Origin of the sequence: Alteribacter aurantiacus DSM 18675, from assembly GCF_000429705.1 — a bacterium.
GTDB classification, from domain to species: Bacteria; Bacillota; Bacilli; order Bacillales; family Salisediminibacteriaceae; genus Alteribacter; species Alteribacter aurantiacus.
This window is the reverse complement of the sequence record NZ_KE386941.1, coordinates 1,649,674-1,675,113: the sequence shown is the minus strand read 5'-3', so window position 1 is coordinate 1,675,113 and position 25,440 is coordinate 1,649,674. Positions and strand designations below refer to the sequence as shown.

General features: G+C 43.1%; 31 protein-coding genes. 26 read left to right on the top strand and 5 right to left on the bottom strand.

What is annotated here, in order from left to right:
* The first annotated feature begins 124 nt into the window (after positions 1-124).
* The 9 genes from G476_RS0111780 (at position 125) to G476_RS0111740 (ending at position 7,838) form a co-directional block, all read left to right on the top strand.
* Positions 125-1,411 (top strand): molybdopterin molybdotransferase MoeA, encoded by a 1,287-nt coding sequence (locus G476_RS0111780; protein ID WP_026690286.1) that lies wholly within the window; start codon positions 125-127, stop codon positions 1,409-1,411.
* On the top strand, positions 1,412-1,933 hold the full coding sequence (gene mobB / locus G476_RS21850; protein ID WP_051314768.1) for a molybdopterin-guanine dinucleotide biosynthesis protein B: 522 nt from the start codon (positions 1,412-1,414) through the stop codon (positions 1,931-1,933).
* Entirely contained in the window at positions 1,923-2,384 is a 462-nt protein-coding gene (locus tag G476_RS0111770; RefSeq protein WP_035186429.1) for a molybdenum cofactor biosynthesis protein MoaE, read from the top strand. Before mobB ends, G476_RS0111770 begins: the two co-directional genes overlap by 11 nt.
* Positions 2,381-2,617 carry a molybdopterin converting factor subunit 1 gene (moaD, locus tag G476_RS0111765; protein WP_026690284.1) on the top strand — a complete coding sequence of 79 codons (237 nt, stop codon included), beginning with the start codon at positions 2,381-2,383 and terminating at the stop codon, positions 2,615-2,617. The genes G476_RS0111770 and moaD overlap by 4 nt, the downstream gene beginning before the upstream one ends.
* A 92-nt stretch (positions 2,618-2,709) precedes the next feature.
* Positions 2,710-3,294 carry a TetR/AcrR family transcriptional regulator gene (locus G476_RS0111760; RefSeq protein ID WP_026690283.1) on the top strand — a complete coding sequence of 195 codons (585 nt, stop codon included), beginning with the start codon at positions 2,710-2,712 and terminating at the stop codon, positions 3,292-3,294.
* Between the two features lie 111 nt (positions 3,295-3,405).
* Positions 3,406-5,874 (top strand): YhgE/Pip domain-containing protein, encoded by a 2,469-nt coding sequence (locus tag G476_RS0111755; protein ID WP_026690282.1) that lies wholly within the window; start codon positions 3,406-3,408, stop codon positions 5,872-5,874.
* A 98-nt stretch (positions 5,875-5,972) separates the two neighbouring features.
* Complete coding sequence (locus G476_RS0111750; RefSeq protein ID WP_026690281.1) at positions 5,973-6,275, top strand: HesB/YadR/YfhF family protein; 303 nt, start codon at positions 5,973-5,975, stop codon at positions 6,273-6,275.
* A 320-nt stretch (positions 6,276-6,595) separates the two neighbouring features.
* On the top strand, positions 6,596-6,775 hold the full coding sequence (locus G476_RS0111745; protein WP_026690280.1) for a YjzC family protein: 180 nt from the start codon (positions 6,596-6,598) through the stop codon (positions 6,773-6,775).
* A 310-nt stretch (positions 6,776-7,085) separates the two neighbouring features.
* A complete protein-coding gene (locus G476_RS0111740; protein ID WP_026690279.1) occupies positions 7,086-7,838 on the top strand; it encodes an alpha/beta fold hydrolase in 753 nt (250 codons plus the stop codon).
* A gap of 1 nt (position 7,839) precedes the next feature.
* Here G476_RS0111740 and G476_RS0111735 read toward each other — a convergent pair whose 3' ends face one another.
* Positions 7,840-9,039 (bottom strand): NAD(P)/FAD-dependent oxidoreductase, encoded by a 1,200-nt coding sequence (locus G476_RS0111735; RefSeq protein WP_026690278.1) that lies wholly within the window; start codon positions 9,037-9,039, stop codon positions 7,840-7,842.
* 78 nt (positions 9,040-9,117) lie between these two features.
* On the opposite strand from G476_RS0111735, the gene G476_RS0111730 reads away from it, so the two are divergent.
* The 12 genes from G476_RS0111730 (at position 9,118) to G476_RS21845 (ending at position 17,803) form a co-directional block, all read left to right on the top strand.
* Complete coding sequence (locus G476_RS0111730; RefSeq protein WP_026690277.1) at positions 9,118-9,801, top strand: Rossmann-fold NAD(P)-binding domain-containing protein; 684 nt, start codon at positions 9,118-9,120, stop codon at positions 9,799-9,801.
* Between the two features lie 98 nt (positions 9,802-9,899).
* Positions 9,900-10,067: a hypothetical protein gene (locus G476_RS23570; RefSeq protein ID WP_156906558.1), complete on the top strand. Its 168-nt coding sequence runs from the start codon at positions 9,900-9,902 to the stop codon at positions 10,065-10,067.
* Positions 10,068-10,179: 112 nt separating this feature from the next.
* Positions 10,180-11,151 (top strand): BMP family ABC transporter substrate-binding protein, encoded by a 972-nt coding sequence (locus G476_RS0111720; protein WP_026690276.1) that lies wholly within the window; start codon positions 10,180-10,182, stop codon positions 11,149-11,151.
* A 108-nt stretch (positions 11,152-11,259) separates the two neighbouring features.
* Positions 11,260-11,814: a DinB family protein gene (locus tag G476_RS0111715; protein WP_026690275.1), complete on the top strand. Its 555-nt coding sequence runs from the start codon at positions 11,260-11,262 to the stop codon at positions 11,812-11,814.
* 116 nt (positions 11,815-11,930) lie between these two features.
* Positions 11,931-12,110, top strand: a complete 180-nt coding sequence (locus G476_RS0111710) for a hypothetical protein (RefSeq protein ID WP_026690274.1) — start codon at positions 11,931-11,933, stop codon at positions 12,108-12,110.
* Positions 12,111-12,175: 65 nt separating this feature from the next.
* A complete protein-coding gene (locus G476_RS0111705) occupies positions 12,176-12,505 on the top strand; it encodes a hypothetical protein (protein WP_026690273.1) in 330 nt (109 codons plus the stop codon).
* 166 nt (positions 12,506-12,671) lie between these two features.
* A complete protein-coding gene (locus tag G476_RS0111700) occupies positions 12,672-14,111 on the top strand; it encodes a phospholipase D-like domain-containing protein (protein ID WP_051314766.1) in 1,440 nt (479 codons plus the stop codon).
* A gap of 314 nt (positions 14,112-14,425) precedes the next feature.
* Positions 14,426-14,683 carry a hypothetical protein gene (locus G476_RS0111690; RefSeq protein ID WP_026690270.1) on the top strand — a complete coding sequence of 86 codons (258 nt, stop codon included), beginning with the start codon at positions 14,426-14,428 and terminating at the stop codon, positions 14,681-14,683.
* A 14-nt stretch (positions 14,684-14,697) separates the two neighbouring features.
* A complete protein-coding gene (locus tag G476_RS0111685) occupies positions 14,698-15,126 on the top strand; it encodes a hypothetical protein (RefSeq protein ID WP_026690269.1) in 429 nt (142 codons plus the stop codon).
* Positions 15,116-15,655 carry a hypothetical protein gene (locus G476_RS0111680; protein ID WP_026690268.1) on the top strand — a complete coding sequence of 180 codons (540 nt, stop codon included), beginning with the start codon at positions 15,116-15,118 and terminating at the stop codon, positions 15,653-15,655. Before G476_RS0111685 ends, G476_RS0111680 begins: the two co-directional genes overlap by 11 nt.
* Before the next feature lie 258 nt (positions 15,656-15,913).
* Positions 15,914-17,182 (top strand): hemolysin family protein, encoded by a 1,269-nt coding sequence (locus G476_RS0111675; RefSeq protein ID WP_026690267.1) that lies wholly within the window; start codon positions 15,914-15,916, stop codon positions 17,180-17,182.
* 258 nt (positions 17,183-17,440) lie between these two features.
* Positions 17,441-17,803 (top strand): hypothetical protein, encoded by a 363-nt coding sequence (locus tag G476_RS21845; RefSeq protein WP_245579655.1) that lies wholly within the window; start codon positions 17,441-17,443, stop codon positions 17,801-17,803.
* 91 nt (positions 17,804-17,894) lie between these two features.
* Here G476_RS21845 and G476_RS0111665 read toward each other — a convergent pair whose 3' ends face one another.
* Positions 17,895-18,158, bottom strand: coding sequence for a hypothetical protein (locus G476_RS0111665; protein WP_026690266.1), 264 nt, complete (start codon positions 18,156-18,158; stop codon positions 17,895-17,897).
* Between the two features lie 220 nt (positions 18,159-18,378).
* Between G476_RS0111665 and G476_RS0111660 the strand changes: the two genes are divergently transcribed.
* The 3 genes from G476_RS0111660 to G476_RS0111650 all read left to right on the top strand — a co-directional run bounded on the left by G476_RS0111660 (position 18,379) and on the right by G476_RS0111650 (position 21,094).
* The gene (locus G476_RS0111660) at positions 18,379-19,311 is read left to right on the top strand and encodes a beta-ketoacyl-ACP synthase III (RefSeq protein WP_026690265.1); all 933 of its coding nucleotides are present in this window, start codon (positions 18,379-18,381) and stop codon (positions 19,309-19,311) included.
* A 37-nt stretch (positions 19,312-19,348) separates the two neighbouring features.
* Entirely contained in the window at positions 19,349-20,590 is a 1,242-nt protein-coding gene (fabF, locus tag G476_RS0111655) for a beta-ketoacyl-ACP synthase II (protein WP_026690264.1), read from the top strand.
* Positions 20,591-20,893: 303 nt separating this feature from the next.
* On the top strand, positions 20,894-21,094 hold the full coding sequence (locus G476_RS0111650) for a cold-shock protein (protein WP_026690263.1): 201 nt from the start codon (positions 20,894-20,896) through the stop codon (positions 21,092-21,094).
* 456 nt (positions 21,095-21,550) lie between these two features.
* Here the strand turns inward: G476_RS0111650 and G476_RS0111645 are convergent, their stop codons facing one another.
* Entirely contained in the window at positions 21,551-22,021 is a 471-nt protein-coding gene (locus G476_RS0111645) for a DinB family protein (RefSeq protein WP_035186424.1), read from the bottom strand.
* Positions 22,022-22,140: 119 nt separating this feature from the next.
* Here G476_RS0111645 and G476_RS0111640 point away from each other — a divergent pair, with 119 nt between their 5' ends.
* Positions 22,141-22,452: a DUF6508 domain-containing protein gene (locus tag G476_RS0111640; protein WP_026690261.1), complete on the top strand. Its 312-nt coding sequence runs from the start codon at positions 22,141-22,143 to the stop codon at positions 22,450-22,452.
* A 165-nt stretch (positions 22,453-22,617) separates the two neighbouring features.
* On the opposite strand, the gene G476_RS0111635 is transcribed toward G476_RS0111640, so the two are convergent.
* On the bottom strand, positions 22,618-22,818 hold the full coding sequence (locus G476_RS0111635; RefSeq protein WP_026690260.1) for a hypothetical protein: 201 nt from the start codon (positions 22,816-22,818) through the stop codon (positions 22,618-22,620).
* Positions 22,819-23,055: 237 nt separating this feature from the next.
* On the opposite strand from G476_RS0111635, the gene G476_RS0111630 reads away from it, so the two are divergent.
* Positions 23,056-24,090 (top strand): zinc-binding dehydrogenase, encoded by a 1,035-nt coding sequence (locus tag G476_RS0111630; protein WP_026690259.1) that lies wholly within the window; start codon positions 23,056-23,058, stop codon positions 24,088-24,090.
* A gap of 159 nt (positions 24,091-24,249) precedes the next feature.
* Here G476_RS0111630 and G476_RS0111625 read toward each other — a convergent pair whose 3' ends face one another.
* The gene (locus G476_RS0111625; protein ID WP_026690258.1) at positions 24,250-25,317 is read right to left on the bottom strand and encodes a M14 family zinc carboxypeptidase; all 1,068 of its coding nucleotides are present in this window, start codon (positions 25,315-25,317) and stop codon (positions 24,250-24,252) included.
* Between the last annotated feature and the right edge of the window lie 123 nt (positions 25,318-25,440).

Below are 25,440 nucleotides of genomic sequence, written 5' to 3'. Positions count from 1 at the left end.
AAGGGACTTTGCTCTTTTTTTCTATCAAAAATCTCTTCATTTCCATTCGACTCACACAATTATCTGGAAAGTTAGAAGATTCGTTGCTATCCTAGAGGAAACAAGCTCGAAAGGTGTGACCATCATGATCGAGAAACGAACACCGATCCCTGTGCCCGAAGCCCAAAAGCGGGTCATAGAATTGGCGAAAAAAAGCACCAAAACAGAAACGGTGACGATTCAAGAGGCAGATAATCGAACACTTGCCGAACCGATCTACGCGGATCATGACATCCCGCCCTTTGATCGCTCACCTCTAGACGGGTTTGCCGTCCAAAGTGAAGATACGACCCATGCTACCTCCGAAACTCCTGTACTCTTGGAAGTGATGGAGACAGTCGGAGCGGGGCATGTGGCAAAGCCCGTCACAAAACAAGGACAAGCTGTTCGCGTCATGACAGGGACGATGATGCCTGACGGTTGTGACGCCATTTGCATGTTTGAGCTTACGAATGAAGTGAAAAAAGACGGAAAAACATACATAGAAATCAAACGACCATTTAAAAAAGGGGACTTTGTTTCGTTTAAAGGAGAAGAAACGAAAGAAGGAGACCCCTTAATCCAAGCAGGAACACGCATCACAGCCGGTGTAAAGGCAGTACTCGCCACATTCGGCTATGCCAAAATCAACGTCATAAAAAGGCCGGTGGTAGGCATTTTCGCAACCGGAACAGAACTTCTAGAAGTAGACGAGCCGATGGAACCGGGGAAAATTAGAAACAGCAACGCCTATATGATAGCGGCGCAAGTCGAAGAGGCCGGAGCGACCGCCCGCTATTACGGAAAACTGGCCGATGACTTTGATCCGTGCTATCACGCCATATCTGAATCGCTTAAAGACGTAGACATGCTCATCACAACCGGAGGCGTAAGCGTGGGCGACTTCGATTTTCTGCCTGCCATTTACGAGAAGCTCGGCGCTCGTGTCTTATTTAACAAAATCGCCCAGCGTCCCGGAAGTGTGACCACCGTCGCGGAGCTGGACGGAACCTTCCTCTTTGGGCTGTCGGGAAACCCGAGTGCATGCTTTGTAGGCTTCGAGTTATACACCCGCCCAGTGATCCAAACGTTTTTGGGCTCCAAGACGCCGTTTTTAACCCAAACAAAAGCCACACTCACAAAGGACTTTCCGAAGCCGAACCCATTTACCCGCTTTATTCGAAGCGAAGTCGGTTACACAAACGACGGCACACTAACGACTGGGCCAGTGGGCTTTGACAAATCATCCACAGTCACCTCCCTTGCCCATACCACGTGCTTCACCGTGTTGCCTGGGGGCAGTCGCGGGTACAAAGCCGGTGAGCAGGTGGACGTCCTTCTCATAGGTGGACAAGGCTCCGAAACACCACTCGTCTTACCGGAGAAAAGATAAATGAACATCTTTCAAGTAACCGGCTATTCAAACAGCGGCAAAACGACGCTTTTGGAAGCCTGGATCAAACAGCTCACTACCATGAACCGAACCGTAAGCATCATCAAGCACCACGGGCACGAGCAACCACTAGAATGTGCTGATTTGGAAAAAGACAGCGGCCGATTTCGAAGTGCCGGAGCAGAGAATACCGTAGTGGTCTCACGAAATGAGTTTCAGTGGATCGGCTCTACCCCGGCACCTCTTGAAGCGATGGTTGACCTGGTTGCTCACACATCCCCGGACGTTCTCCTTATTGAAGGATATAAAGGAGCAGCTTATCCGAAAGCCGTTCTCGTTCGAAACGCGGGAGATCGGCATCTGGTCGGGAAAAGTAAAAATGTTCAAGCGATCGTCTGTTGGGAAGAAACAGATGTGGACTTTTTTATTCAACAAGAACGAGTGGCTATTCATATTCATGACACAGAAACAGTAATCAAAACATTGACAGAGTTGGTTTTTGGAGGGGATCATGGTGTTTAAAATAACAGATGCGCCGATTGACGTCGGACGAGTAATAGAACAGGTAGAGGACCGAAATGCAGGTGCAATCAATACGTTTATTGGAACCGTTCGGGAAATGACGAAAGGAAAACGGACTCTTTATTTAAAATACGACGCATACGTGCCGATGGCTGAAAAAAAGCTCGCACAAATCGGAGATGAAATCATCCAGAAATTCCCTGATGCGAAAGTGTCCATTGTCCACCGAATAGGGGAACTGGCGATCAGCGATGTTGCTGTAGTGATTGCCGTATCGACCCCACACAGAGGAGATTCCTTTGACGGCTGCCGTTACGCTATTGAGCGGATAAAAGAAATCGTGCCAATATGGAAAAAAGAACATTGGGAAGACGGAACGAAGTGGATCGGTGACCAACGAGAAACGACCGCGTATCCAAGTGGGAAGCCAAGAAAGGAGGACCTTATATGATTCGAGTATTGTTGTTTGCTGAATTGGAAGATGCGGCTGGTGCGAGGGAACTTGACCTTTCGTTGGAAGAAGGAACCGTATCGGACGTCCGCGCCATCCTTAAAGAAAAGCATCCTAATTTAAATGCCATCGATCAAGCCATGCCTGCGGTGAATGAAGAGTACGCCAATGGTGATGACAAAGTGAAAGCTGGGGATACGATTGCGTTTATTCCCCCTGTGAGTGGCGGTTGAATTTTAGTTGAGAAACGAGTAGACTAGAATGAGAACAAAATGACCAAATGAGCATTTTGGTCATTTTATTTTCGGTAGAAGGGAACAGTCGCATGCTTGAAAACAAACGGAAACTTATTTTGGATGGGGCAGCTTCAGCTTTTTCCATGTACGGCTTTAAAGGAACAACAATGGACAAGGTTGCTGCTTTGGCCGGTGTGGGGAAAGGAACGATTTATACGACGTTTAAAAATAAAGAAGATCTCTTTGATGCCGTTTTGCAACAAATCATTTCAGAAATGGAAAATATCTTTTTCAACTGTATTGTTCCTGAACAATCGGTGTCTGAAAACCTCCATTCCGCTTTGTATGAACTTTTAGAGTTCAGAAAAGACCATCAAGTCATGATGAAGCTTACCAACGAGGTCCGCATGTTTGGTACAGACCACTCTAAGCGAGCCATGGACAAAGTGGAAGATGCGATCATTGGTTGTTTGGAAAAGCAGCTCATTGCTGCACTAGAGCAAGATAAAATCTATACGTCGAATCCAAGAATTGCGGCCTTCCTACTCTATAAACAGTACATGGCACTCGTGTTTGATTATGAGGAAAAATACGGACCGCTCGGGAAAAAAGCGATTGCCCATCTTCTCGATCAGCATTTCATGTATGCCCTTGTTCACAATAAAGAGATGTAGTATTGTCTCTTTTTTTTACTAATAAATGACTAATTGAACAAAATGGTCATTTTTTATATCTTTTAAAAAATGACCATGTAAACAGAATGGTCAAAAAGGAGTTCGTTATAAATGAAAGGTTTAAAACATGAACTTGGAGGCATTCTTCAGCGAAAGAAACTTCTTATCGCTCTTATTGGAATTATGCTTATGCCTTTATTGTATGGAGGGGCTTTAATCTGGTCCTTTTGGGATCCATACGGACAAATTGAAGATCTACCTGTTGCCGTTGTAAACGAAGACCAAGGTGCGTTTGTAGAAGGAGAAGAATTAAAAGCGGGTGAAGAGTTTGTTGAGACGTTGAAAAAAGACCCGTCTTTAGACTTTCATTTTGTGGACAATAAAACGGCAAGAGAAGGCATGAAGAACTTTGATTATTATTTTTACGTGCTTATTCCCGACACGTTTTCTGAAGATGTGGCGAGTGTCATCGATTCTGAACCGGTTAAAGGAACGTTACTTTACGAGGTCAATGAGGATTACAACTATGTGAGCTCTCAAATTGCCAGTACAGCCATAGAAACGATGGAAAATGAACTAGCTGAGGCCCTTACGTTAGCTTACATTGAAGTCGCAAATGACTCCTTTAGTTCCTTTACGAAGAAAGTTCTTGAGCTAGAAGAAGGGACCGATCAAATTAAACGAGGCAACGAAGACGCTTTTGAAGGCGGTGAAAGCCTTTTTGAAGCGGTTGTGAAAATCAATCAAGGAGCCGGTGATTTATCAGAAGGCTCGTCAGAACTAAACGAAGGTGTAACCACTCTTAAGAATGAATGGCAATCAGTGGTTCATGCTGTGGAAGAGGCAGATGAGCTTGAAGGAGCGAAGGGTAGCTTTTTTACAGTAAGAGAGACCACAGGTGAAATTGAAAAGCTTCTACAAAACGGTGAGTTCGAGAAAGCTAGCCAACAGTTTGATCACTGGTTTTCACAAGCAGCCGACCTTGAACAATCTGTTAGTCAAATCAACGATTCTCTTCAAGATGGAAAAGAGAAGCTGATCACGATTGAAGAAAGGTTGAAAAAAACAGAAGAAACCTTTCAAACGGTGGTTGTTGATGTAGACGAGCGGAGAAATGAGCTTGGCGAAGGCTACGAAGAGAAAAAACAAAGAATCGATGAAATAGAAGAGAGTCTTCTAGAAGTGGAACAGCTGTTGAAAGAGCCGATCGAAACTCTCGAAGACGTGGAAAATCACTACGAAGCACTACCTGATTATTTGGACGAGCATTGGCCAGAATGGTATGAGAATGACGAAGTGGTTTCATGGTATGAACGAGGGCAGAAGCAATTTGAGGATGTGCCTCTACTTCAATCTAGCCTGCATGACCAAATGGAGAACATAAACAACCGCGTTCATGACCTTAGAGAAAGTGTAACCGCCGGAGAGGATCGGGTCGATGCTTTTTTAACCAATGTGGAAGAGGCCTTTGACCTGATTGAAGAAACAACGGTTGATATAGAGCGAATGGTCGGTGTTTTAGATGATGTGGACCAGTCATTAGATACGTTTGAACAAGCGCTACAGTCTCTTGAAAAAATGGATGAACAAGTCAATCCGGACGATATTGAACAAGACCTTCACGAATCATTACAAAAAGTAAACGAAGGATTGACTACTTTGGAAGACGCATATGGAGTTGCCGTTCAACGTTCTGAACAAGTGACGAACGGACTCGGTGAGTTAAGTGAAGGAGCAAATCGTGTCCATGATGGCGCCTACTCACTCTCGGATAATTTAACAGATGCAGAAGAAGCGAGCGAGCGATTGGTAAACGGGCTTGACGACCTTGCCGAAGGATCAAGCGAGTTGAACGATCGTGTCACGGATGTGAGTGCATTTACGAATGAACTCGACCCGGGACATCAACATGAAATGATGTTATCTTCTCCAGTAGAGTCTTTAAGTACGCAATCCAAAAGTGATTATTCGTATGGAGAGGGGCTAACGCCGTATTTCTTATCCATTGGGTTATATGTAGGAGCATTAACACTATCGATCATTTTCCCATTCCGCGAGCCACTCGGACCCCATGCAAACGGAACGCAGTGGTTTTTCGGTAAGTTTGGTGTTGTTTTAATTGTTGGATTTGTTCAAGTATCGATTCTTTTACTTTTCATTTTGTTTGGTCTCAATTTGGACGTCTCTTCACCGGGAGCATTTGTAGGTTTTGCCTACTTAGTAAGTTTCGTGTTCATGAGTATGATCTTTATGCTTGTGGGAGTTCTCGATAATCCAGGTCGGTTTGTGGCGATTATTTTATTAATCCTACAGCTTGGAGGTAGTGGAGGTACATTTCCAGTCGAACTATTAGCGTCCCCACTTCAATCCTTGCACGGCTGGCTCCCCATGACGTATTCAGTGCTTGGCTTTCGTTCCGTGATTTTTATGGATTCACCGGTACTTCTTGGACAGAGTGTTTTATTCCTAATCAGTGTAGCCGCAATCGTTTTGGCAATCGCCTTTTTCTTTTACGTAAAGCGGTATAAAAAGTTGTGCTTGCCGAGTATCGATCAGAGTAAGGAGCAAACTAACGCTTAACCTATTGTGTTCAGTCAGGGTTCGAGGTTATCATGGTTTAGTGAGAGATTGAACAAGGGAACAGAAGCATATACCCAAACAAGCTGGAGGGAAAAACAATGGAACTTACAATTTCAGATAAAGCGTATGACTGGTTTAAAGAAGAGTTAGAACTTGAAGAAGGTGAAGCGGTCCATTTTTACGTACGATATGGTGGCTGCGGTAACTTCCAAAGCAGTTTCTCCCTAGCCATGGCAAAAAAAGACCCAGAAGACCCGGCAGTCACGAAAGAAGTGAACGGTGTAACCTTCTATGTGGAGAAAAAAGACGAATGGTACTTTGATGATAAAGACTTGAGCGTCGAGTTGAATGAAGACAACGGAGAAATTGTTTATCTTCACGAAACAGGAGAAAAACAGTAAATAAGTAAGGAGACCGAAAAGCAGTTCAGCTGTTTTTCGGTCTTTTTTAGCTTGCTTGGGACCTAACGCCGCTAAACGAAAAATAAGTCCGCCAATTACATAATTAACTCCGCTAAACGAAAAATAAGTTGGTCAATTACATACTTATCCCCGCTAAAGAAAAACGAAGTGCTTCTTACGGGTGGCGAAGGACCTCGTCACCCTCACCCCGCACCTAAGCAACTCTGCCCAAATCTCACCGCCGCCCCACAAATTCTCCCTTCATAATTCCCATGAAAAAGACACATCCTAAGATCATCACGAATGAGGAGGGAACGCGCGTGGGTCAGCGACGTCAATTTAACCCGGGTGATAAGGCACCGAACAACGGATTTTACGTTGAAATCGGAGAGACAGGAAGCATGGTGAACAATCCCCGCAAAGTGCACATGGAAGCGGGAGACGAATTTCCGGCTACAGCAAACAAAGACCGGAAATGGACATACCAGCGAAAGCCTTAACGGGTGAATATAGAAACAAAGGAATCCCGAGGATGAAGCGTCCTCGGGGTTCTTTTATTTATGCTATTTGACCCATTCATCGGTATCATTTTTCGTCAACTTGCGTAATAAACTAACATTATCATTTCCCTATTTTTGTTTAGATAGGCAAAAAAATCAACCGTTTTTTCCCCTGCTGAATAGGATGAGTGTAAACGTGTTTAACAAAAATGGCTTGTTCACAAAAGGAAGAAACTCCCCTTCAGTAAGTAGAAAGATGAAGCCGTTGATGAAACACAAATCGAGCGTTTAGGGTGAGTGAGGGATGGTCATGGCAGTAACAGAAAGGTATTTTTCATTGGAAGGAGAACAGGCGGTCGTTCATTTGCCAGAAAAACCGAACGGATTTTTAGTCTTATTATTAGGAGATGCCAATCACTATGTGGAAAAAAATACGAGCTTTTGGCATCAAAACCACGATCGGAAACGGTTTATCGACGCCTTAAAGCAAGAAGGGTACACGATTGTTTACTCCAATCAATACGGAAAGCATTGGGGGAACGATGAAGCGTACCGTTTGACGATGAGAACAATCAAGCATGCCTTAAAAACAGAAATACTGAACGGGAAAATTCATGTGTTTGCAGAAGGAATGGGGGCATTGATTGCCTTGAGATTGCTTGTCGATCAGCCCCAATTGCTCCGTTCTGTTGTTTTATATAATCCATGCCTTGACCTCAAAGCATACAGTCGTCATGAAAAAAGCAATCTGTTTTTTTACAAACGCTTTATCAAAGAAATGAAACACGCCTATGGAGAAGACGAACAAGTAATAGAAGAAGCCATTGCTTACCCTTCTTCCCTATGGGAAAAAACATGTTCCGAGACGATGATTCGCATTTTTCATTCCATATTTCAAAGCACGTTTCCCTTGGAGCAGCATAGCAGGCCCTTTGAAGAATCAAGAAAAGACAGAGGAGCTCCCGTAGAGTTGACGGTGTTTTTACCAGGGAAACTCCTTCCCGATTTTCTCGGTCCGGTCAAACGGTTCCTCGCTAACCACGAGCAATTAAAGAAGCTTTAACTTACCGATCAAGCGCTAACAAAGGGGCATCGTGACTATATCCATACAAAATCAGATCTTTAATCACTTCGGCTCCCAACGTACAATACACGGTGCCATTCCCGCCGAACCCGAGTAAAAAATAAACATGATCATATTTCGGATGTCGCCCGATAAAAGGAAGCCCGTCCTTTGACTCACCAAACGTGGCACTCCACTGGTGGGCCACCTGAAGGTCACGAAGAGGGAAGTGTTCTTGAATGATCGAGAGAAGCTCCCATCCCTTCCCCTTTAATCGATCCGGGTCCGATTCCGGCTCCGTATGGTTGTCATCAAGCCCCCCGGCAATGATTCGGTTGTCCGGGGTGGTTCGCATATACAGATATGGTCTTGCCGTCTCCCAAATCATGGCTTTCTCATACCAAAAGCTCATGTCTTTCACAGGATGAGTCACAATCGCGTAACTTCGGTTTAAGGCCGCTTTTTTAATCGAAGCAAATTGAGCCGTTTCATAACCAGTCGAGTAAATCACTTTCTTTGCTCGAATCGTCCCTTTAGGCGTACGAAACAAGCCGCCACCATCGGAGAATTCATGACCGAGAACCTCCGTATTTTCAAACACCTGCACGCCATTCTTGTGGGCTTCACGAACGAGGGAAACTGCGAGCTTCAACGGGTTCACTTCCGCATCCAAGTCGGTTAAAATGGCCAGGTCCTTTTCAAAAGGAAAAAGGGAGCCGATCTCATGGGCCTCGAGCAAGTTGACCGGAAACCCGTGCTTCTTCAACAGATCAAACTCTTTACGAAGCTTCTTCGCGTCCCCTTTATCACTTGCATAAAACAAACTCTTACGACGAATAAAATCCGTCTTGTATTCCAAACGCTTCGTAATCACTTCAAGGTCATCAACCGATTTTAAACAACGCTTATAAAACTGTACCGCCGCTTTCTCACCAATACGCTTGGAAAAGTCCGTAAGCATTTTATCGTTAGAGAACTGCAAAAGACCCGTATTTGCACTCGATGAACCACTTCCAATCGTCGCTTTGTCCACAAGAATCGTACTCACTCGATGCTCAGAAAGGGTATATGCCATTAACGAACCAGACTCACCCCCACCGATAATCAACACATCACACTCCACATCACCACTAAGCTTCGGGTACTCCGGTTTATGCTGCACAGTTGTTGGCCAAAACAAATTACCTGTATGTAAAGTCATCTGATTCGCTCCTCAGGGTTTTTTACTATCGTTCGTCTTGCGCCACTGGTTTATTCTATCTTTTAAAGGAGCTTACCTATGAAACGAATGACCATTGTCAACGCTCTTGATTTTTTCGGGTACCACCTTTGTGAGCAAGCCATGGACATGGGATTTGACGTAATCGCAGTAGAACCAGATGAACTAACCGATGAACAGACACTCATGAAAGACCTATTCGCACGAAACAGCCTGTTCACACACACAACCACCACACCAGACGAAGCAACGCACACCATCATCAACGCCTACGAGCGCCAATCAACCATCAAAGGCACTCAACTCGCACCCATAACCGGTAACGGACACATCCGCATCCCCACATTATACGGACCATTCCAGCCCAATACCCATGTCTACAACACTCTTATACAAACCGCCCTACGTAACGAAAAAGGAGACCTTGAACAGTTAACTGCTTTAGGGGAAAAAGAAGCAGCCGATCTCTTATACGCAGGAGACGCAGCAAAAGCCGCACTCGAGAAAGTGGAAGAATGCATAACAAGCCCAATCATTCTCTCGAACAAGGAAGACCAAGCATGGACCGCCGGCCTAACCGAGATTTTAAAAGCGTTTGAAACCCTGTCGTGGAGCCAAGACCTTGTAAACATCCGAGGAGAAGAACGAAAAATAGATGAAGATGTCACCGTCGTTCAAGTAGAAGGCATGGCTATTGATGAAGGGATTAAGCGTCAAATCGAATGGATGAGAACAATAATGTAAAATAATGGTTTGCGATCATATGGAAGTTTTGGGATGATGGAGGATGAAAACATCCTCTTTTTTGAAAAACTGGGACGAGCTAAAAGGAGTCGAATCACTTGAAGACGTTGCTTACAGGAATCGCCATTTTCGCGGTCATTACCATCCTATGCTTTGCCGTTTTAACCACTTTCTTTGATGTGAATCAAGGAGTGGCAGCCATCATTGGCCTTGTTATAGGTGGATTGTGTGAATGGTTGTTTCACCGAAACGTAAACCGATCGTAATTTTATTGTAATAAAGAGTAGAGGAATAGAGAAAACAACTGTCGAATTTTACATTAAAGGAATCTAGTTATATGTACCTAGTTCCGGAGAAGACTCGAGGAGTGAATGACGAATGAAGTCAATGCCCATGTTTGTAATCGTGATCTTAACCGTCATATTGGCGGGATGTTCCATGATTTCTGCAGAAAGTGGCAAACTTGAAAAGGCAGGGCTATTACTGCCCCATACCATGGACGATCAAGGGTGGAACAACAAAGGGTACCAAGGGATCCTTGGCATCCATTCGTCCATGAACGTGGAAGTCATGTTTGAAGAAAACGTACAAAGTAAACATGCGATACATAACGCGGTTGAAAAATTCGATCAAAAAGGGGTAAACCTTATCTTCGGTCACAGTAACATTTATGCAGACGTATTTACGGAATTAAAAGAAGAATTTCCTCATATTCACTTCGTCAGTTTTAACGGTGAAGTAACCGGTGAAAATGTAACGAGTATCCATTTTCAAGGCTACTCTATGGGCTTTTTTGCAGGAATGCTTGCGAGTCGAATGTCAGATACAGACGCAGTCGGTGTAATCGGTGCGTTTGACTGGCAACCTGAAGTAGAAGGGTTTCGTGACGGAGCCCAATTTGAAAATGATCATGCAACTGTATTCGTACGTTTTGCCGAAAGCTGGATAGACGAAGAAGCGGCACTTATTTATTATGAAGAAATGCGTGAACAAGGCGTTGATGTGTTTTACCCTGCTGGTGATGGATTCCACATTTCTGTGATTGAACAAATCAAAGCGGATGATCGTTATGCGATCGGTTACGTAGCTGACCAATTGGATTTAGGGGAATCGACAGTATTAACAAGTACTGTTCAGCAAGTAGACACGCTTTATGAAAGAGTTGCAACCGAGTTTAACAATGGGGAACTGGAAAGCGGCAATCGCTATTACGACTTCATGGAAGGGGTCATTTCTCTCGGTGACTTTTCTAAAGAGGTCCCTGACGATGTGGTAGAGTGGTTAAATGAGCATGTAGAAATGTACGTGGAAACAGGAAAACTACCCTCAGAGGTCGAACATAAAGAATAAGAGAAAAAAGCGGATGCGTGGCATCGGCTTTTTTCTATAGAAAGGTGTTTTTATTTGGCAGATAGTCATAACACCAGAACCTACATCATACACTAAGAGGTGAAAATAATGGAAAAGAAAACATTGTCACAAGGGGCGGCGAGGGATTCCCTTTACTTATTGAATGGATTAATTGAAACCCGTGAGAAGCTTCTTGAAATGATTGATCAAGTCGACGATTCCGATCTCTATTTTCATTCTCAAGAATTGCCTACACCTGCAGGATATTTATTACATCTCGCTCAGATCGAGCTTTGGTGGAACAAAGTTGCCCTCCAGCAGAGTGAATTTACTCAAGAAGAAAAAGAAAGATTTCACTTTGTTGAGGAGCAAGAGATTGCTGCACCGGCAGGAATGGAAAAGTCCTGGTTTCTCGCACGTTTAGGAGAGGTGCGTAAAATGACCAGGGAGCATTATATGACGATGAGTGACATGGAGTTTAAGCGTCCCAACCTTCAAGTTAACTTGAATGGGAAGGATACATTATGCTCACCGGAATGGATTTTATATCACCTCATCGATCACGAAAGTTACCACAGAGGTCAAATTGCCCTCCTCTTTCGAATGCTCAACGGCAAACGTGAAAAATGGGATCACTTTAATACGCCATACCTATCAATTTAACCCAAAGCGGCCGTCACTCACGGTCGCTTTATCACTGCGCTGAGGTGGGGGACTGTCCCCCGAACAATTGTGTAAATGTTGGTTTTTGGCAGGACAATTTTTGGAGGTGCTTTAGGTTGGCATTGGAAGTCAAGCGTGTGCTGCTCATTGTTTTGGGAGTTGTTGTGGGTCTGTTGATGGGGCAAGTGTTTTGGGTGCCGATGATGGAGGACGGAAACTTGGGGTTGTTAATGGGGACATCACTTGGCGTAGGAATCAGCTTGTTGTTGGTAAGCACTGTTAAGCCGAATACATAGCGCTTGCATCCTCTCTCATGTTTCTTTACGATTAGGGAACGAGTACTAAAGGAGAGGATTATACAATGACTGAAGCGAATAAAGCGTTAAAATCCATGGCGGACAGAGTCATAAACGGCTATAAAGCTGTGCACCGAAAGGATTTTCAAGAAGCAAAAGAATTATTAGAACCATTAAAACCATTACTTCACCAAGAAGATAAGCCTAATGTTACATTCTTAGTGCACTTATCAATGGCGCAGATCGGAACTCACAGTGTCGAAGACTTTCTCGCCACCTATGAGGAGCTACAAGCCTGTGAACCTAAGAATGATGAAGAAGCGAAGTTGAAAAAACGTGTGGATGATACATTTGAAGAGCTGATGAAAAGCCTGGCAGAACAAGCAGGTGAGTAAATCAGTGTAAAATTGTCAGGAGAAACGACTGGTGCAGTCGGCTCTCCTGTTTTTTTTTCGCCAGAATCTATTTGGCTGTGATTTGTTTCCTGCTACACACCACTCTCACTGAATGAAACCTCATAACTTCCTCATAATAGAAGAAAGGAAAAGAGGTGTGAGAATAATGAGCAAGAAGCGAATGACAGTCGCTATCCTACTTATGTTGTTAGCAATTATTGTACCTGTCTCTTTATACGGTTACACAAAGCCTCTTCCTGAAGGGTTTTCGTACGAAGGGCCAATTCATTATACGAATGACGTAGAATTTTTAAAAGACTTGAGTTATAAAAAAGAGGATCAAACTGTTGTGGATCATGAGATTCTTGATCGGATGCTTCAATCCATTCATGAAGCAGACGACTTTATTGTCATTGATATGTTTCTGTTCAATGACCACGAAGAACCTGATCAAAACTACCCTTCAATGGCGGAGAAAGTAACGAAAGCCATTTTGGATAAAAAAACGGAGGAACCTGACACAGAGATTATCGTGTTAACCGATGAAATCAACCGTTCATACTCTTCCCACGAATCCCCTCACATAGAAAAACTTCAAAAACACGGGGTACATACGGGGTATTTTGACAACACGGTCCTACGTGATCCTGCTCCTCTGTATTCTGGCCTATGGCGATCGTTTTTCCAGTGGTTTGGAACCGGGAATCATGGATGGCTTCCAAACGCCATGAGTAAAGAGCTTCCCGATGTGACGGCACGTTCTTATTTAAAGGCTTTGAATTTAAAAGGCAATCATAGAAAACTGTTGTTTACGGAAAAAGAAGCGTTCGTTACCTCCCTTAACTTCCAGGGTAGAGGGGCATACAATTCTAACTTTGCTTTTGTTGTAAAAGGGAACGTGATTCAAGACCTTCTTTATACGGAGAAAAAAACAGGAGAACATTCAGGCATTGATGGACAAGTGTTTGAGTCACTCTCCTTTGAAGAATCAGCTACTGCAAAAGAGTTGGCCAAATATGAAGTACAAGTGCTTACAGAAGACAAGATAGAAAAACATCTGTTAAAAGGGATTAACGCAAGCAAGCTGGGAGATTCGATCTTAGTGGCCGCTTTTTATTTATCTGACCGAGAATTGATCAAAGCAATGATTGATGCTGCAAGTAGAGGAGTTGACATTAACGTGATTCTTGATCCGAACCTTCACGCGTTCGGAAGAGATAAACCGGGCATTCCAAACCAAGTCGTTGCACACGAGCTGGAGGCAGAGGGGACCGAAAATATCCACGTTCGTTGGTACAATACAGCAATGGGAGAGCAGTATCATACAAAGTTTTTCATGTTTCGTTCACCAAAACGTGCGTCAGTGATTGGTGGGGCTGCGAACTTTACAAAGCGAAACATCGATGGCTTTAACTTGGAAACAAACTTAAAAGTGTCAGGCGACCCAGATACGCCACTAATGAAAGAAGTCTCTCTGTATTTTGACCGTTTGTGGACGAACAAAGATGGTGATTTTACTGTTGAAGCAAATAAGTATAAAGACCGATCCCGCTTAAAACATATGCTGTATATCCTCCAAGAGCGTACCGGCTTCTCCACATTCTAAAAGGTGCCAGGCACTGTGTGTATTTTTTCACACGGTGCCTGGCACCTTGTTCGTAGGAAAGAGGGAATAGGCTCCTCGGTGTGGAATAGTGTAATAAAAGGGAATTGATGGGAGTGTGGTGAAGGGAATGCTTCTTTTACAGGGCGTAACGGGTTTTGATGAGCCTCAGAATATCAAAGAGAGCATTGCTCACTTCAAGAAATTTGTATATACTCTCGCGATCCAAAATCATTTGAACGTTGTAGAAGTATGTGCACCAGCGTACCCTGAGAACTTCTTCAGTGCAAAACTGACTCATAATGGTGAACATTTTTTTGCTTTTAAATAAGTACTATCCCTTTGTCTCTTTCGCGTCTCACCTGTCTTTTTCCAAAATCGAGTTTATGGAATGGTATGAGCAACATGACTTCGGCGGCTATCGATACCTCAAAGTAGAGCAATTAAATGAGCAAATTCAATGGCAAGGGGAACAGTTACTGAACTCAAACGAGTTGAAAAAGACGGAGCTTCAAGAGATCCGATATTGGAAACCAAAAACGGTAGGGGAGATTATATATCATTATTGGGATTGAAGGGGAGATAAGTGATGAAAAAAAGTGTATTCGTGGTTTTGGTGCTGCTAGTTATGGCAGGGCTATTTTTGGGTGGAGTGTTGACCGGGAAAGCGGTGTATGAGAATCCTACAAGAGAAATCCTTGTAGGAACTACAGATGAAGAGGAAGAGGTAACGACTTTTCATCAAACGTATACAGATATTGAGGACCAAACCGTCGTCGATAATCTTCAGCAGATTTTATTGTTCAGTGAACAGGTTGAAGAGTCGGAGGAAAACATTGAGGGCGGTAGGTCAGATGTCCTCTTTCAAGTGAATAGTCCTAAAAGCTTCGCCTCTCTTCATTCCGTTAAGGTATGGTTCGAAGAAGATCATTCCATTCTAAAATTAAGAGATGATGATATCAGAAAAGTCGGCAAAGAAGACACCAATTATTTAAAGGAGGTTTTGAGTGAGAAGTAAGATAGGCATTGTGGCAGTGTTGTTAAGTGTTCTGTTCACTTTGTTTCTTGTGCGAGGCTGGGACAGTCTTTCACTTTACACAGGAACAACCTATGGAACATCTTGTGTCCCGGGAAATCAGGGGGAAGTGAAAATGTATGGTGATACGCTAGTTGAAAACGAAGGAAGCCGGGCTGTGAGATTATCTGGCATCTCATTGGAGGGAAATGAAGGGTTTAGAATTATTGATGCAGGGCTAGTTCCCATTATCGATCAAAACCTAGCTGGCTTTGGTTCATGGCCGGAGCATTCACCAGAAAACTGGACAGATAAGGTAGAGGTTGAAGATGCGGTAATCGAACCGGGAGAAAAGCTGAATTTGGTGTTAGTTCTCGAATCTAAAGCACAAGAAGTCGCAACAAGTGAACACGTTAGAATCCATTACAAAGGGTCATTTGGGAGGACGCTGCATGTTGACGGGGTATCAGGGTATGTGATGACTTCAATAGGGTGTGATGAGTATTTTGGTTGGGATGACGACGAGCAATAAAATACAAAAAGCTATCGTACATGGAAGGCACAACATCCAACAACGGTAGCTTTCTTTTATTTATTTGATCCCACAATTTCACACAAAAATGTGCGGGGACAGACCCCCTCGGTTGAGGGCATGAAAAGGGTGACACATCACATACTAAATACGTACAACTTTCTTCGTAAAGAGAGAAGTCCTATTTTGATTCTTAAAATTTTTGTGTTGACAATGAGCAAAAAAGTATATAATTGAATGAAAGGGAGAGTGATGGCGTTGGGAGATGTTCCCCTGCTGTTAATTTTATTTTTAGTAGTGCTACTGTTATTATCAGCCTTTTTCTCATCATCAGAAACGGCGTTTTCAAGTGCCAACCGGATACGGTTAAAATCGATGAAGGACGAAGGGAATAAAGGAGCTGAAAAAGCCCTTTACATTACGGAACGTTTTGACCAGGCTTTGTCCACGATATTAGTAGGTAACAACCTGGTGAACATTGCCGCAGCAACGATTTCCGCAAAAGTAGCCACAGATTTATTTGGACCAAACTTAGGTGTATTCATCAGCACGTTCGTAGTTACCATTTTAGTATTAATTTTTGGTGAGATTCTTCCCAAGTCTTTTGCTAAAGAATACGCTGAAACCTTTTGTTCAAAGATATCTGGTATTTTATTAATTTTGATTACAATTATCTACCCTGTCAACTGGCTTTTCTTACAGCTGAAGAAAGGGGTTTCTTCACTTATTGAGAAGGATGCTACACACCCTTCCGTAACAGAAGAAGAATTGAAAATGATGGTTGAAATCAGTGAAGAAGAAGGAGTCATTGATGAAAACGAAAGAGAACTCGTTCATCGTTCTTTTGATTTTAATGACATTATCGTAGCGGAAGTGTTTAAGCCTCGAACGCACATGACCGCACTCAACGTAAATGAAGATCCTGAAAAAATCAAAGAAACGTTCTTCAAGGAGCGGTTCTCCCGTATCCCGATTTACGAAGGGAATATTGATAATATTATTGGTGTGTTATCCGAGAGGGATTTCTTCACCTCCTATATTAGAGGAGAAGTAAATATTAGGGGCTTGTTAAGAGAGCCGATCTTCGTAGTGGAATCAATGAAGATCCATGCACTTCTTCCTCAATTGCAAAAAGAAAAAAATCATATGGCCATTGTAATAGACGAATATGGTGGTACAAGCGGATTAATTACACTAGAGGACATACTTGAAGAGCTTGTTGGGGAAATTTATGATGAGCACGATGATGATGTGAAGCTCTTTAAACAAATGGACCCGTCCACGTACTTGTTCCATGCAGACTATCCGTTGGATGACTTTGCACGGTTTACTAAAGTGGAGTTACCAGATACGATCTATCATACGCTTGGAGGATGGCTATCAGAAGAATTTCAGCGAATTCCCGATAAAGGTGAGGAGTTCACGTACGAAAATCTTAATTTAAAAGTCCATGAGTCCGATGAACGCCGTGTTCGAACAATCATGGTGACATCGGAATTCCAGCCGAATGTTTCCGCATCAGGTTAATAACTAAACTAAGCCCGCCCATTCGGCGGGCTTTTGTATGTTTCTATATAGACAAAACTTTCCCCCTACCCAATCCCACACTTTTACACGAAAATGTACGGGCACAGACCCCAGTAGGATTCCACTTCCTACGAAGCGAATCTCCACTGACGAACTAGGCTACTAGGACAGGCGCGTTTAGGTATTGTCCTCATATGATGGTAGGGAGCAAACGCGTTATAGGGCGTACTTGCGAATGGTTTAAGGAGGCTTACATTTATGACGATACATCCTGCATACTATCGTGGGGGCGGTGGTTTCAGAGGGGGACCAAGACCAGGTCCGGGTCCGGGGCACGATGAACGTTACTTCCCGTTCATTCCGTTTCTCGGCGGTCTTGCCTTAGGTGGCTTGGTCGGGGCTTTAGGTCCTTGGAACCGCCCTCCGTATCCACCACCGGGCTGCATTCCACCATATTGTGGCCCAGGATTTGGACCACAATTCGGTCCAGGCTTTGGTCCCCAATTCGGCCCAAGCTACGGGCCTCAATTCGGTAATCAGTTCGGCCCAAGCTATGGTCCGCAATTTGGCAACCAATTCGGTGGTCAAAGCTTTAACCCGAATCCGGGCGGCTTTTATTAAATAAGAAAACTCCGCCAAGGTGCGGAGTTTTCTTATGTATGTAAGGAAAACCGCAAAGCAGTTTTCCAAAAGGGTAAAAGGGATAGATGAGTCAGCTCTTATTTTTTTCGTTGGCTACCTTTTTGATCGCTTCCCAAATAGGGGTTAGGTGCTTTGCATACGGTTTAAGTTTTTCTGCTGTATCCATAATAGCGGCAATTTGAGCCATTGTTTGTTCCATCTGCGCTTCTGAAAATTGATCGCTTTCCTGCTCCTCTACTTCCGCAGCGACTTCATTGTCTTCTTCACGTGCAGAACCGAACATCATTTCATCAAAAATGTTTCTTTGGGGGCGCTTCTCTTCTTCCTTACTCATACGATCACCTTCCTTTTGACTAAACCTGTCTTTAATACTCTATGTCCACGACCATGAAAGCGTTTGGGGTCGTGTCCACATTGGATAGGGAAAAGCATTGCATTTTATTTATGACTAGGTCATAATATTAACTATAAATTGACGAAACACCGAGGACAGACCACCGAAAAAAACATGGGACCTCTCATGTTTTTTCACGTGTGGAGGGAGGAGAATAGAGATGAGAGCAGGAATTTGGAGTATTGGAACCTACATCCCGGAACATGTGGTGACAAACGAGGAACTAGAAAAGAAAGTAGATACGTCCGATGAATGGATCCGCACCCGTACAGGTATTCGTGAACGACGAATTGCCTCAGATGATGTAGATACGTCTGAAATGTCCTATCAAGCAGCTGTGGATGCCCTAAAAAAAGCAAATGTGGCAGCAGAAGAAATCGAATTGATTATTGTCGCAACGGTAACAGGGGATTATCGCTTTCCATCCGTTTCCGCAATGATTCAAGATCGTCTCGGAGCAACAAAGGCCGCGGCCATGGATATTGGTGCTGCTTGTGCCGGCTTTATGTATGGACTGGCTACAGCGAAGCAGTTTGTCGAAAACGGTGCTTATGAAAAAGTCTTAGTCATAGGTGCTGAGAAGCTATCCAAAATTGTGGACTGGAAAGACCGTAACACGGCTGTGCTGTTTGGAGATGGAGCAGGGGCAGCCGTCGTTGCATCTGTAAGTGGCGATCGAGGAATTCTCTCGTTTGAGCTAGGGTCAGATGGAAGCGGTTGGCCACACATTAAGCAAGAAGAGCATTTAATGATGAACGGTCGAGAAGTGTTTAAGTTTGCGGTTCGTCAAATGGGTGAATCATCCATTAACGCCTTGGAAAAAGCAGGTCTTACAAAAGACGACTGTGATTTTCTCGTCCCACACCAAGCTAATATTCGTATCATGGAAGCCTCCCGCCAAAGGCTGGATCTACCGGAAGAGAAGATGAGTAAAACCGTTGACCGATATGGCAACACATCCTCAGCTTCCATCCCACTTTCTTTAATGCATGAAATCGATAATGGTAAAATAAAAGACGATGACATCGTCGTCCTAGTCGGATTCGGTGCTGGACTCGTTTGGGGTTCAGTAGCGATTCGTTGGGGAAGATAACTAAACCTTGTATGTAGAATGAAAGGAGTCTTCAATCATGAAAAAGAACAGAGTCGTGGTAACGGGCATGGGTACCGTTAACCCTTTAGCAAATGATCTTACACAAACATGGACCAAGCTCATTAACGGTGAATCAGGAATTGATGTATTCAATCGTTATGAAGAAGCTAACTTTCCAACAACCGTTGCAGGTGAAGCAAAAGACTTCGACCCTGGCGATTTTATGGACAAAAAAGACGCACGTAAAATGGACCGCTTTACACAGTTTGCAGTTGCTAGTGCACACATGGCCGTTAAAGACGCAGACTTAACCATTGATGAAACGAATGCCGACCGCATTGGTGTATGGATCGGATCTGGAATCGGCGGTATGGAAACATACGAAAAGCAATTCCGTTTATACGAAAAAAGGGGACACCGCCGTGTGAGCCCATTCTTCGTGCCAATGCTCATTCCAGACATGGCGAGTGGACAAGTTTCTATTCAGCTTGGAGCAAAAGGCATTAACTCGTGTACCGTTACAGCATGTGCTTCAGGGGCAAACTCTATCGGAGACGCATTTAAAGTCATCGAGCGAGGCGACGCGGACGTCATGATTACAGGTGGAGCAGAAGCGCCCCTTACAGAAATGTCATTCGCCGGATTTACAAGTGCCCAAGCGATGTCACGTAACCCAGATCCAAAAACAGCAAGCCGTCCATTTGATAAAAATCGTGACGGATTCGTCATGGGCGAAGGGGCAGGAATTCTAATTCTTGAATCCTTGGAAAGTGCAGAAAAACGTGGCGCCCGTATTTACGCTGAAATCGTAGGCTACGGTGCGACCGGTGATGCCTATCACCTCACTGCTCCGGCTCCTGAAGGGGAAGGTGGCGTTCGGGCCATGCGCCAGGCCATTGAAGACGCTGGTTTAAAGCCTGAAGACATCACGTACATGAACGCACACGGAACAAGCACGGAGTATAATGACAAGTACGAAACAATCGCAGTTAAAACAGTCTTTGGCGATCACGCTCAAAAGCTTGCAATCAGTTCAACCAAATCAATGACTGGTCACTTGCTAGGTGCTGCCGGTGCGATTGAGGCGATTTTCTCAGTTAAAGCCATTGAAGAGGGCATCATCCCTCCAACAATGAACCTAGAAACACCAGACGAAGAGTGCGACCTTGACTATGTGCCGAATGAAGCACGTAACCAAGATGTACATGCTGTCCTCAGTAACTCACTTGGTTTCGGTGGTCATAACGCAACACTAGTGTTTAAAAAGTTTAGTAAGTAATGATGAGTATGAAAAACGCGGACCTTTTAGGATCGCGTTTTTCTTTATACTTCGTCAAGTATTGGCTCACCAACAACATCTATGTTAGAAAGCTCTTCATTTTTATAGGCACAAAGATTTATTTCAAAAGGAATTGCGTTACAATTTGCTTTTTCTATTTTTATCTGTTATTCTAAAGAAGAATTATTTTTGTTCAGTTACATAGGACAGAAAAGTTATGAACTCTTCGCCTTTGATAGCTACATGAACATCAATAGTAATAAATCGTGGATCAAAAGAAAATCCACACAGGAGGATACACACATGCAAGAAGGTACAGTAAAATGGTTTAACGCAGAAAAAGGTTTCGGTTTCATCGAAGTTGAAGGTGGAGACGATGTATTCGTACATTTCTCAGCTATCCAAGGCGAAGGCTTCAAAACTCTAGAAGAAGGTCAAAGTGTTACTTTCGAAACAGAGCAAGGCCAACGCGGACCTCAAGCTGTTAACGTAAACAAAGCATAATTGACCAAAAAAGGACTCTCACATGAGAGTCCTTTTTATTTTTATATAATTAATGAGATGCTTAGTGATGGGGGAGGGATGTTGATCTTTTCCGGATGAACCGACATCACCAAAATCGATTCTTGTCTTCAGGAAAAGTCGCATACGTCACGGAAAATGACGCATAAATAAAGACGGTCGATAAATCTCCTTGATCGACTCACAAAGAGGATCATACAAAAAAACTGCCTGTTACATGTCAGACCCTAGAAGGAGGGATTCAGACATCAATCAGGCAGCTCAGAAGACATCATGTTACAGGTATTAAAATGGTTAAGTAAAGCATACCACAGATTCATACAAATACCTAAATAATTTTTATTTTTTAAGGAAATTTGTAGAATTAGCTCGAAACCACTACTATAAGTGCCTCAAATACAGAACGAACTCTTACGTTTCTTAAAGAGTACATTTGGTTTAACCACGTAGTAATCCACGACCAATCGCATTTGCAGAAATAGGCCTTCTTCCCATTTCCCTTGACCAAATCGAAAGTTGCCCCATGTGATGAATTTCATGAGCAACAACATGGTGGCCAACTTCATAAAAGGAAAAGCTGATCTCTAGCCACGGTGGCTTCACCACACCAATTCGATCCCAAATATCAGGGTTTGCATATAAAAATGCTCGAATCTCTTCACGATATGTAGTAGAGAGTTGCTGTACTTTTTCCAATGAATCAACACGTTCAAAGGACACAGCAACGTCATCTTTCCCTGCCACAGCTCTGATCCAGCTGTACTCTACATCAATTACATGAAACAGCGTACGTAAGATAGTGCCCTGCCCACCAACGCGTTCCTCGGTTATTTCATCTTCTGTAAGAGCTTCGCACCAGGCGAACCACTCATCTCTCACTTGCCAGTTATACTCAAAGAAACCATTCAATCGAATCCCTCCTCCTTTTACTATTGGATAAATAAAAAACAAATCCCTTTTTTGAAAACAGATAAATCGAAAATGTGGATTATAATGGAGGTAATAAACTGGGCGGGGTGAATAGAGCGATGACATTATCAAAGTACATCTCTTATTTCAAGAACATGGAAGGAGGGGCAAAAGGGGAAAGAGATTTGAGTGCATTTTTAGAGGATGCGTACGAATCCGGTTGTATGATTCATCATTATAACGAGCTCATAACAAAAGAAATCACGATAGAGAACATTAAGACTGCCGAGGAAATGGAAGCAAGAGCCATGCTCACCTATTGCATTCGTTCCGACCGCTTTGTAGAAGGATCTGCTTGTGAGTACGCAGAAAATGGAACATTTCTAGCCTTACTCGTTCGATTAAAAGAACATGAAGGTGATGGAGAATGAGGATTTAAGTAATTTGGAATTGGAACGATGTTTGTCATCATCACAGTTCCATTTTATTCAATGGTACCTTCTTTGGTCGAGCGTTCTCCTGCACCTAGTGTTTGAGCTGAAATTATGGAATTAAAAAAGCTTAGAGTTATTGATAGGATCACTCTATGCCCATTGTTATTCTTTGTTATCATGTAAATGCTTCGTTTGGCCATAGTAACGAACAACTAGCGTAAGTAATACCGCAAATTGAAGAATAAATAATACAATCTGCATGACCCCTGATTCGAAGATCTGACGAAGGGGGAAGAAAATGAGAAAAGATAGCCCTAAGTAAATGGCCAAATATTTTAGAAGAAGTTTGGTAGTTAGATTCATCGTAACCTCCGATTTTTATCATATTATAATATGCTACCATGGCATCTTGGAGGATTCAAATCGCATATACCTCAAAAAGGAAGCCATCTACATCGGATGGCTTTTTGCTTTATGTGAACGGCTTGTACGATTTATATAGTTCAATCCAACAGAGATGACTCAGTAAGAACCATGAATAGCCTTTTAATTAATACCGCATATTAGACGAGAAAAGCGAATGATAAAGAGGTGCTTGCCATGAAAGCTGTTCAAGTTATCGGGTACGGAGATGTGGATCAATTAAAGGTAACGGACATCCCCATTCCTAAGCCGAAAGAACATGAAGTACTCGTTCAGGTAAAAGCCTGTGCGATTAATAATACGGAAATCTGGATGAGAGAAGGCGCTTATGGTAAGGGAGAAAAATCCGGATGGCGTCCGGAAGGTGTTCAATTTCCCCGCACACCAGGTTCTGATATTACTGGAAAAGTAGTACAGGTTGGTTCACAAGTTTATGAAACGATGCTTGATAAAGACGTCGTTTTGTTTCCTTTTACATCTAGTGGAGAAGAGGGACAGGAACATATAGCTGGTGATATGTCTTTCATCGGTTCTGAATATGATGGAGGGTATGCCGAATACGTTGTTTGGCAGGCGGAACTATGTTTTGATATGCCGCTTGACGACTACACGAAAAGCTGTGTGTTTTCGGTGAGTGGCATGACCGCTTGGCATATGGTCGAACAAGTGAAGCCGAAGCCTGGCGAAACGGTGATTGTTACTGGAGCAAACGGTGGTGTAGGCTCGCTCAACGTGCAGATCGTCTCAAACGTATTCGGTGCGGATGTTATCGCTCTTGTGGGAGATTTAAAGCTGGAAGAGCATATGAAGGAACTCGGAGCGACACACGTCTTGTCCTACAAATCTAATAAATTAGAAGAAGAAATCCTATCAGCAAACGGAGGTCCGGTGGATACTGTACTTGATGTTGTTGGCGATGCCCTGTTTTCTACGTCTTTGAACGTTTTGAAAAAAGGGGGCAAATTTTGTACGTCCGGCTCTTCCGGAGGGCAGAAAACGGAACTGGACTTCCGTACTCTTTATTTGAAACATATTACGATGTATGGATCTGTCTTAGGAACACGTGAAGAATTCAAACGGATGCTGCGCGCAATTTCTGACAACAAAATCAAGCCGGTCATCGACAGGACATTTCCTTTAGAGGAAGCGAAAGAAGCCCAGCAGTATTTTAAAAAGTCAGGTAAAAAAGGAAAAATTGTGCTTATTCCATAAAAGCTTTTGTTGAGTGAGTTATTTAACCAAAGCATCACTTCCAGCCTCTATTTCTTACAACTTAGAAGAGTATAGTTGATCCTTGATGCTTGTGATTTATATGAACAAAGCCTTGGTTTCTCTTATGAAACCAAGGCTTTGTTTCGTGAATACTTTTTGTTATTCTCCATCCTCATCTGAATCAGGAGTAAGGGTATACTGAGTGGGTAGGTTATCCCAAATGGTCACATCTGCCTCATAAATAGAGCCATCTGCAACGGAACGAATGGTTTCTTGCATTGCTGTAACGGCTTGGTTAATTAAGTATCCGTTACTCTTTTGTCCTAAAATGGACGTGATATTAGGTGAGTCTGTCATCCCTCTCATCTCAAAAAGGAGAGTAGGTATTCCATAATGGGTGGCAAAGTTGTTCCTTGCATTCGATGTTAAGGTATCACCGGCACCATAACGGGCAAATGTCCCATAACCCTTTGATTCTATTGCTTCGTATACGATTGCTCCTAACTGTTTAGAGTGAAGAAGCACCTCGTCCGTTACAGCGCTTGTTGGATAAAGCATTGAACCAGAAACAAGTTCGTCATCCCCAATAGCACGATTAGCCACTTGTTGATGAAGATCAATAGCAAAGGCAATATCATATTTTTGAAGCACCTGTTCATGAAGGGCTCTTGTTTCTGGTTGAGATAAGGAATTATGTGTGCGATTTAAATTGATTCCGTTTGCATTGTTTCTCGTTTGCTGACCGCCACCTAACAAATGGGAAGTGTCCCAATTTACATCTCCCTCAGCTCCATCAGGGTTTAAACGGGGCACAAACAAAACATTAACGTTCTCTAAAAGGTCTCGTACTTCACGGCTGTTGGATGACAAGTGTCTAATAAGCTGAAAAACACCTTCAGTAACAAGGGCTTCATTAGCATGTTGTTGTGAAAGGAACAAGACTGTAGGGTTGGCAGGGTTATCTCCGAATTTCACCAAGTCTATATCTCTTTCTTTAACAGATTGTCCAATTGTTTCGACAGAGATGTGGTCTGCTTGACGATCAACTCTTTCGAGAAATGTTTTCATTTCTTCATAGCTTGTAAGTCTCTCAAGTTTGATCTCTTGGTTTTCGTTCATTTCAGGACCATTACCAACGGCCTGAACAGAAGAGCTCATAAGAGGACCTGCAAAAAGTGAAAGTGCAACTGTAGCTGATACTCCCATCAATAAGATATTCTTTTTCATCAAATCTCCCCTTTTTATACAAAATTTATCAGTATTTACTTTTACTATACGGCTATAAAAGTCGTATTTTAACCCGATTTGTATAAAAAGGAAGAAATGTCCTGTATAAAATATTTATATATA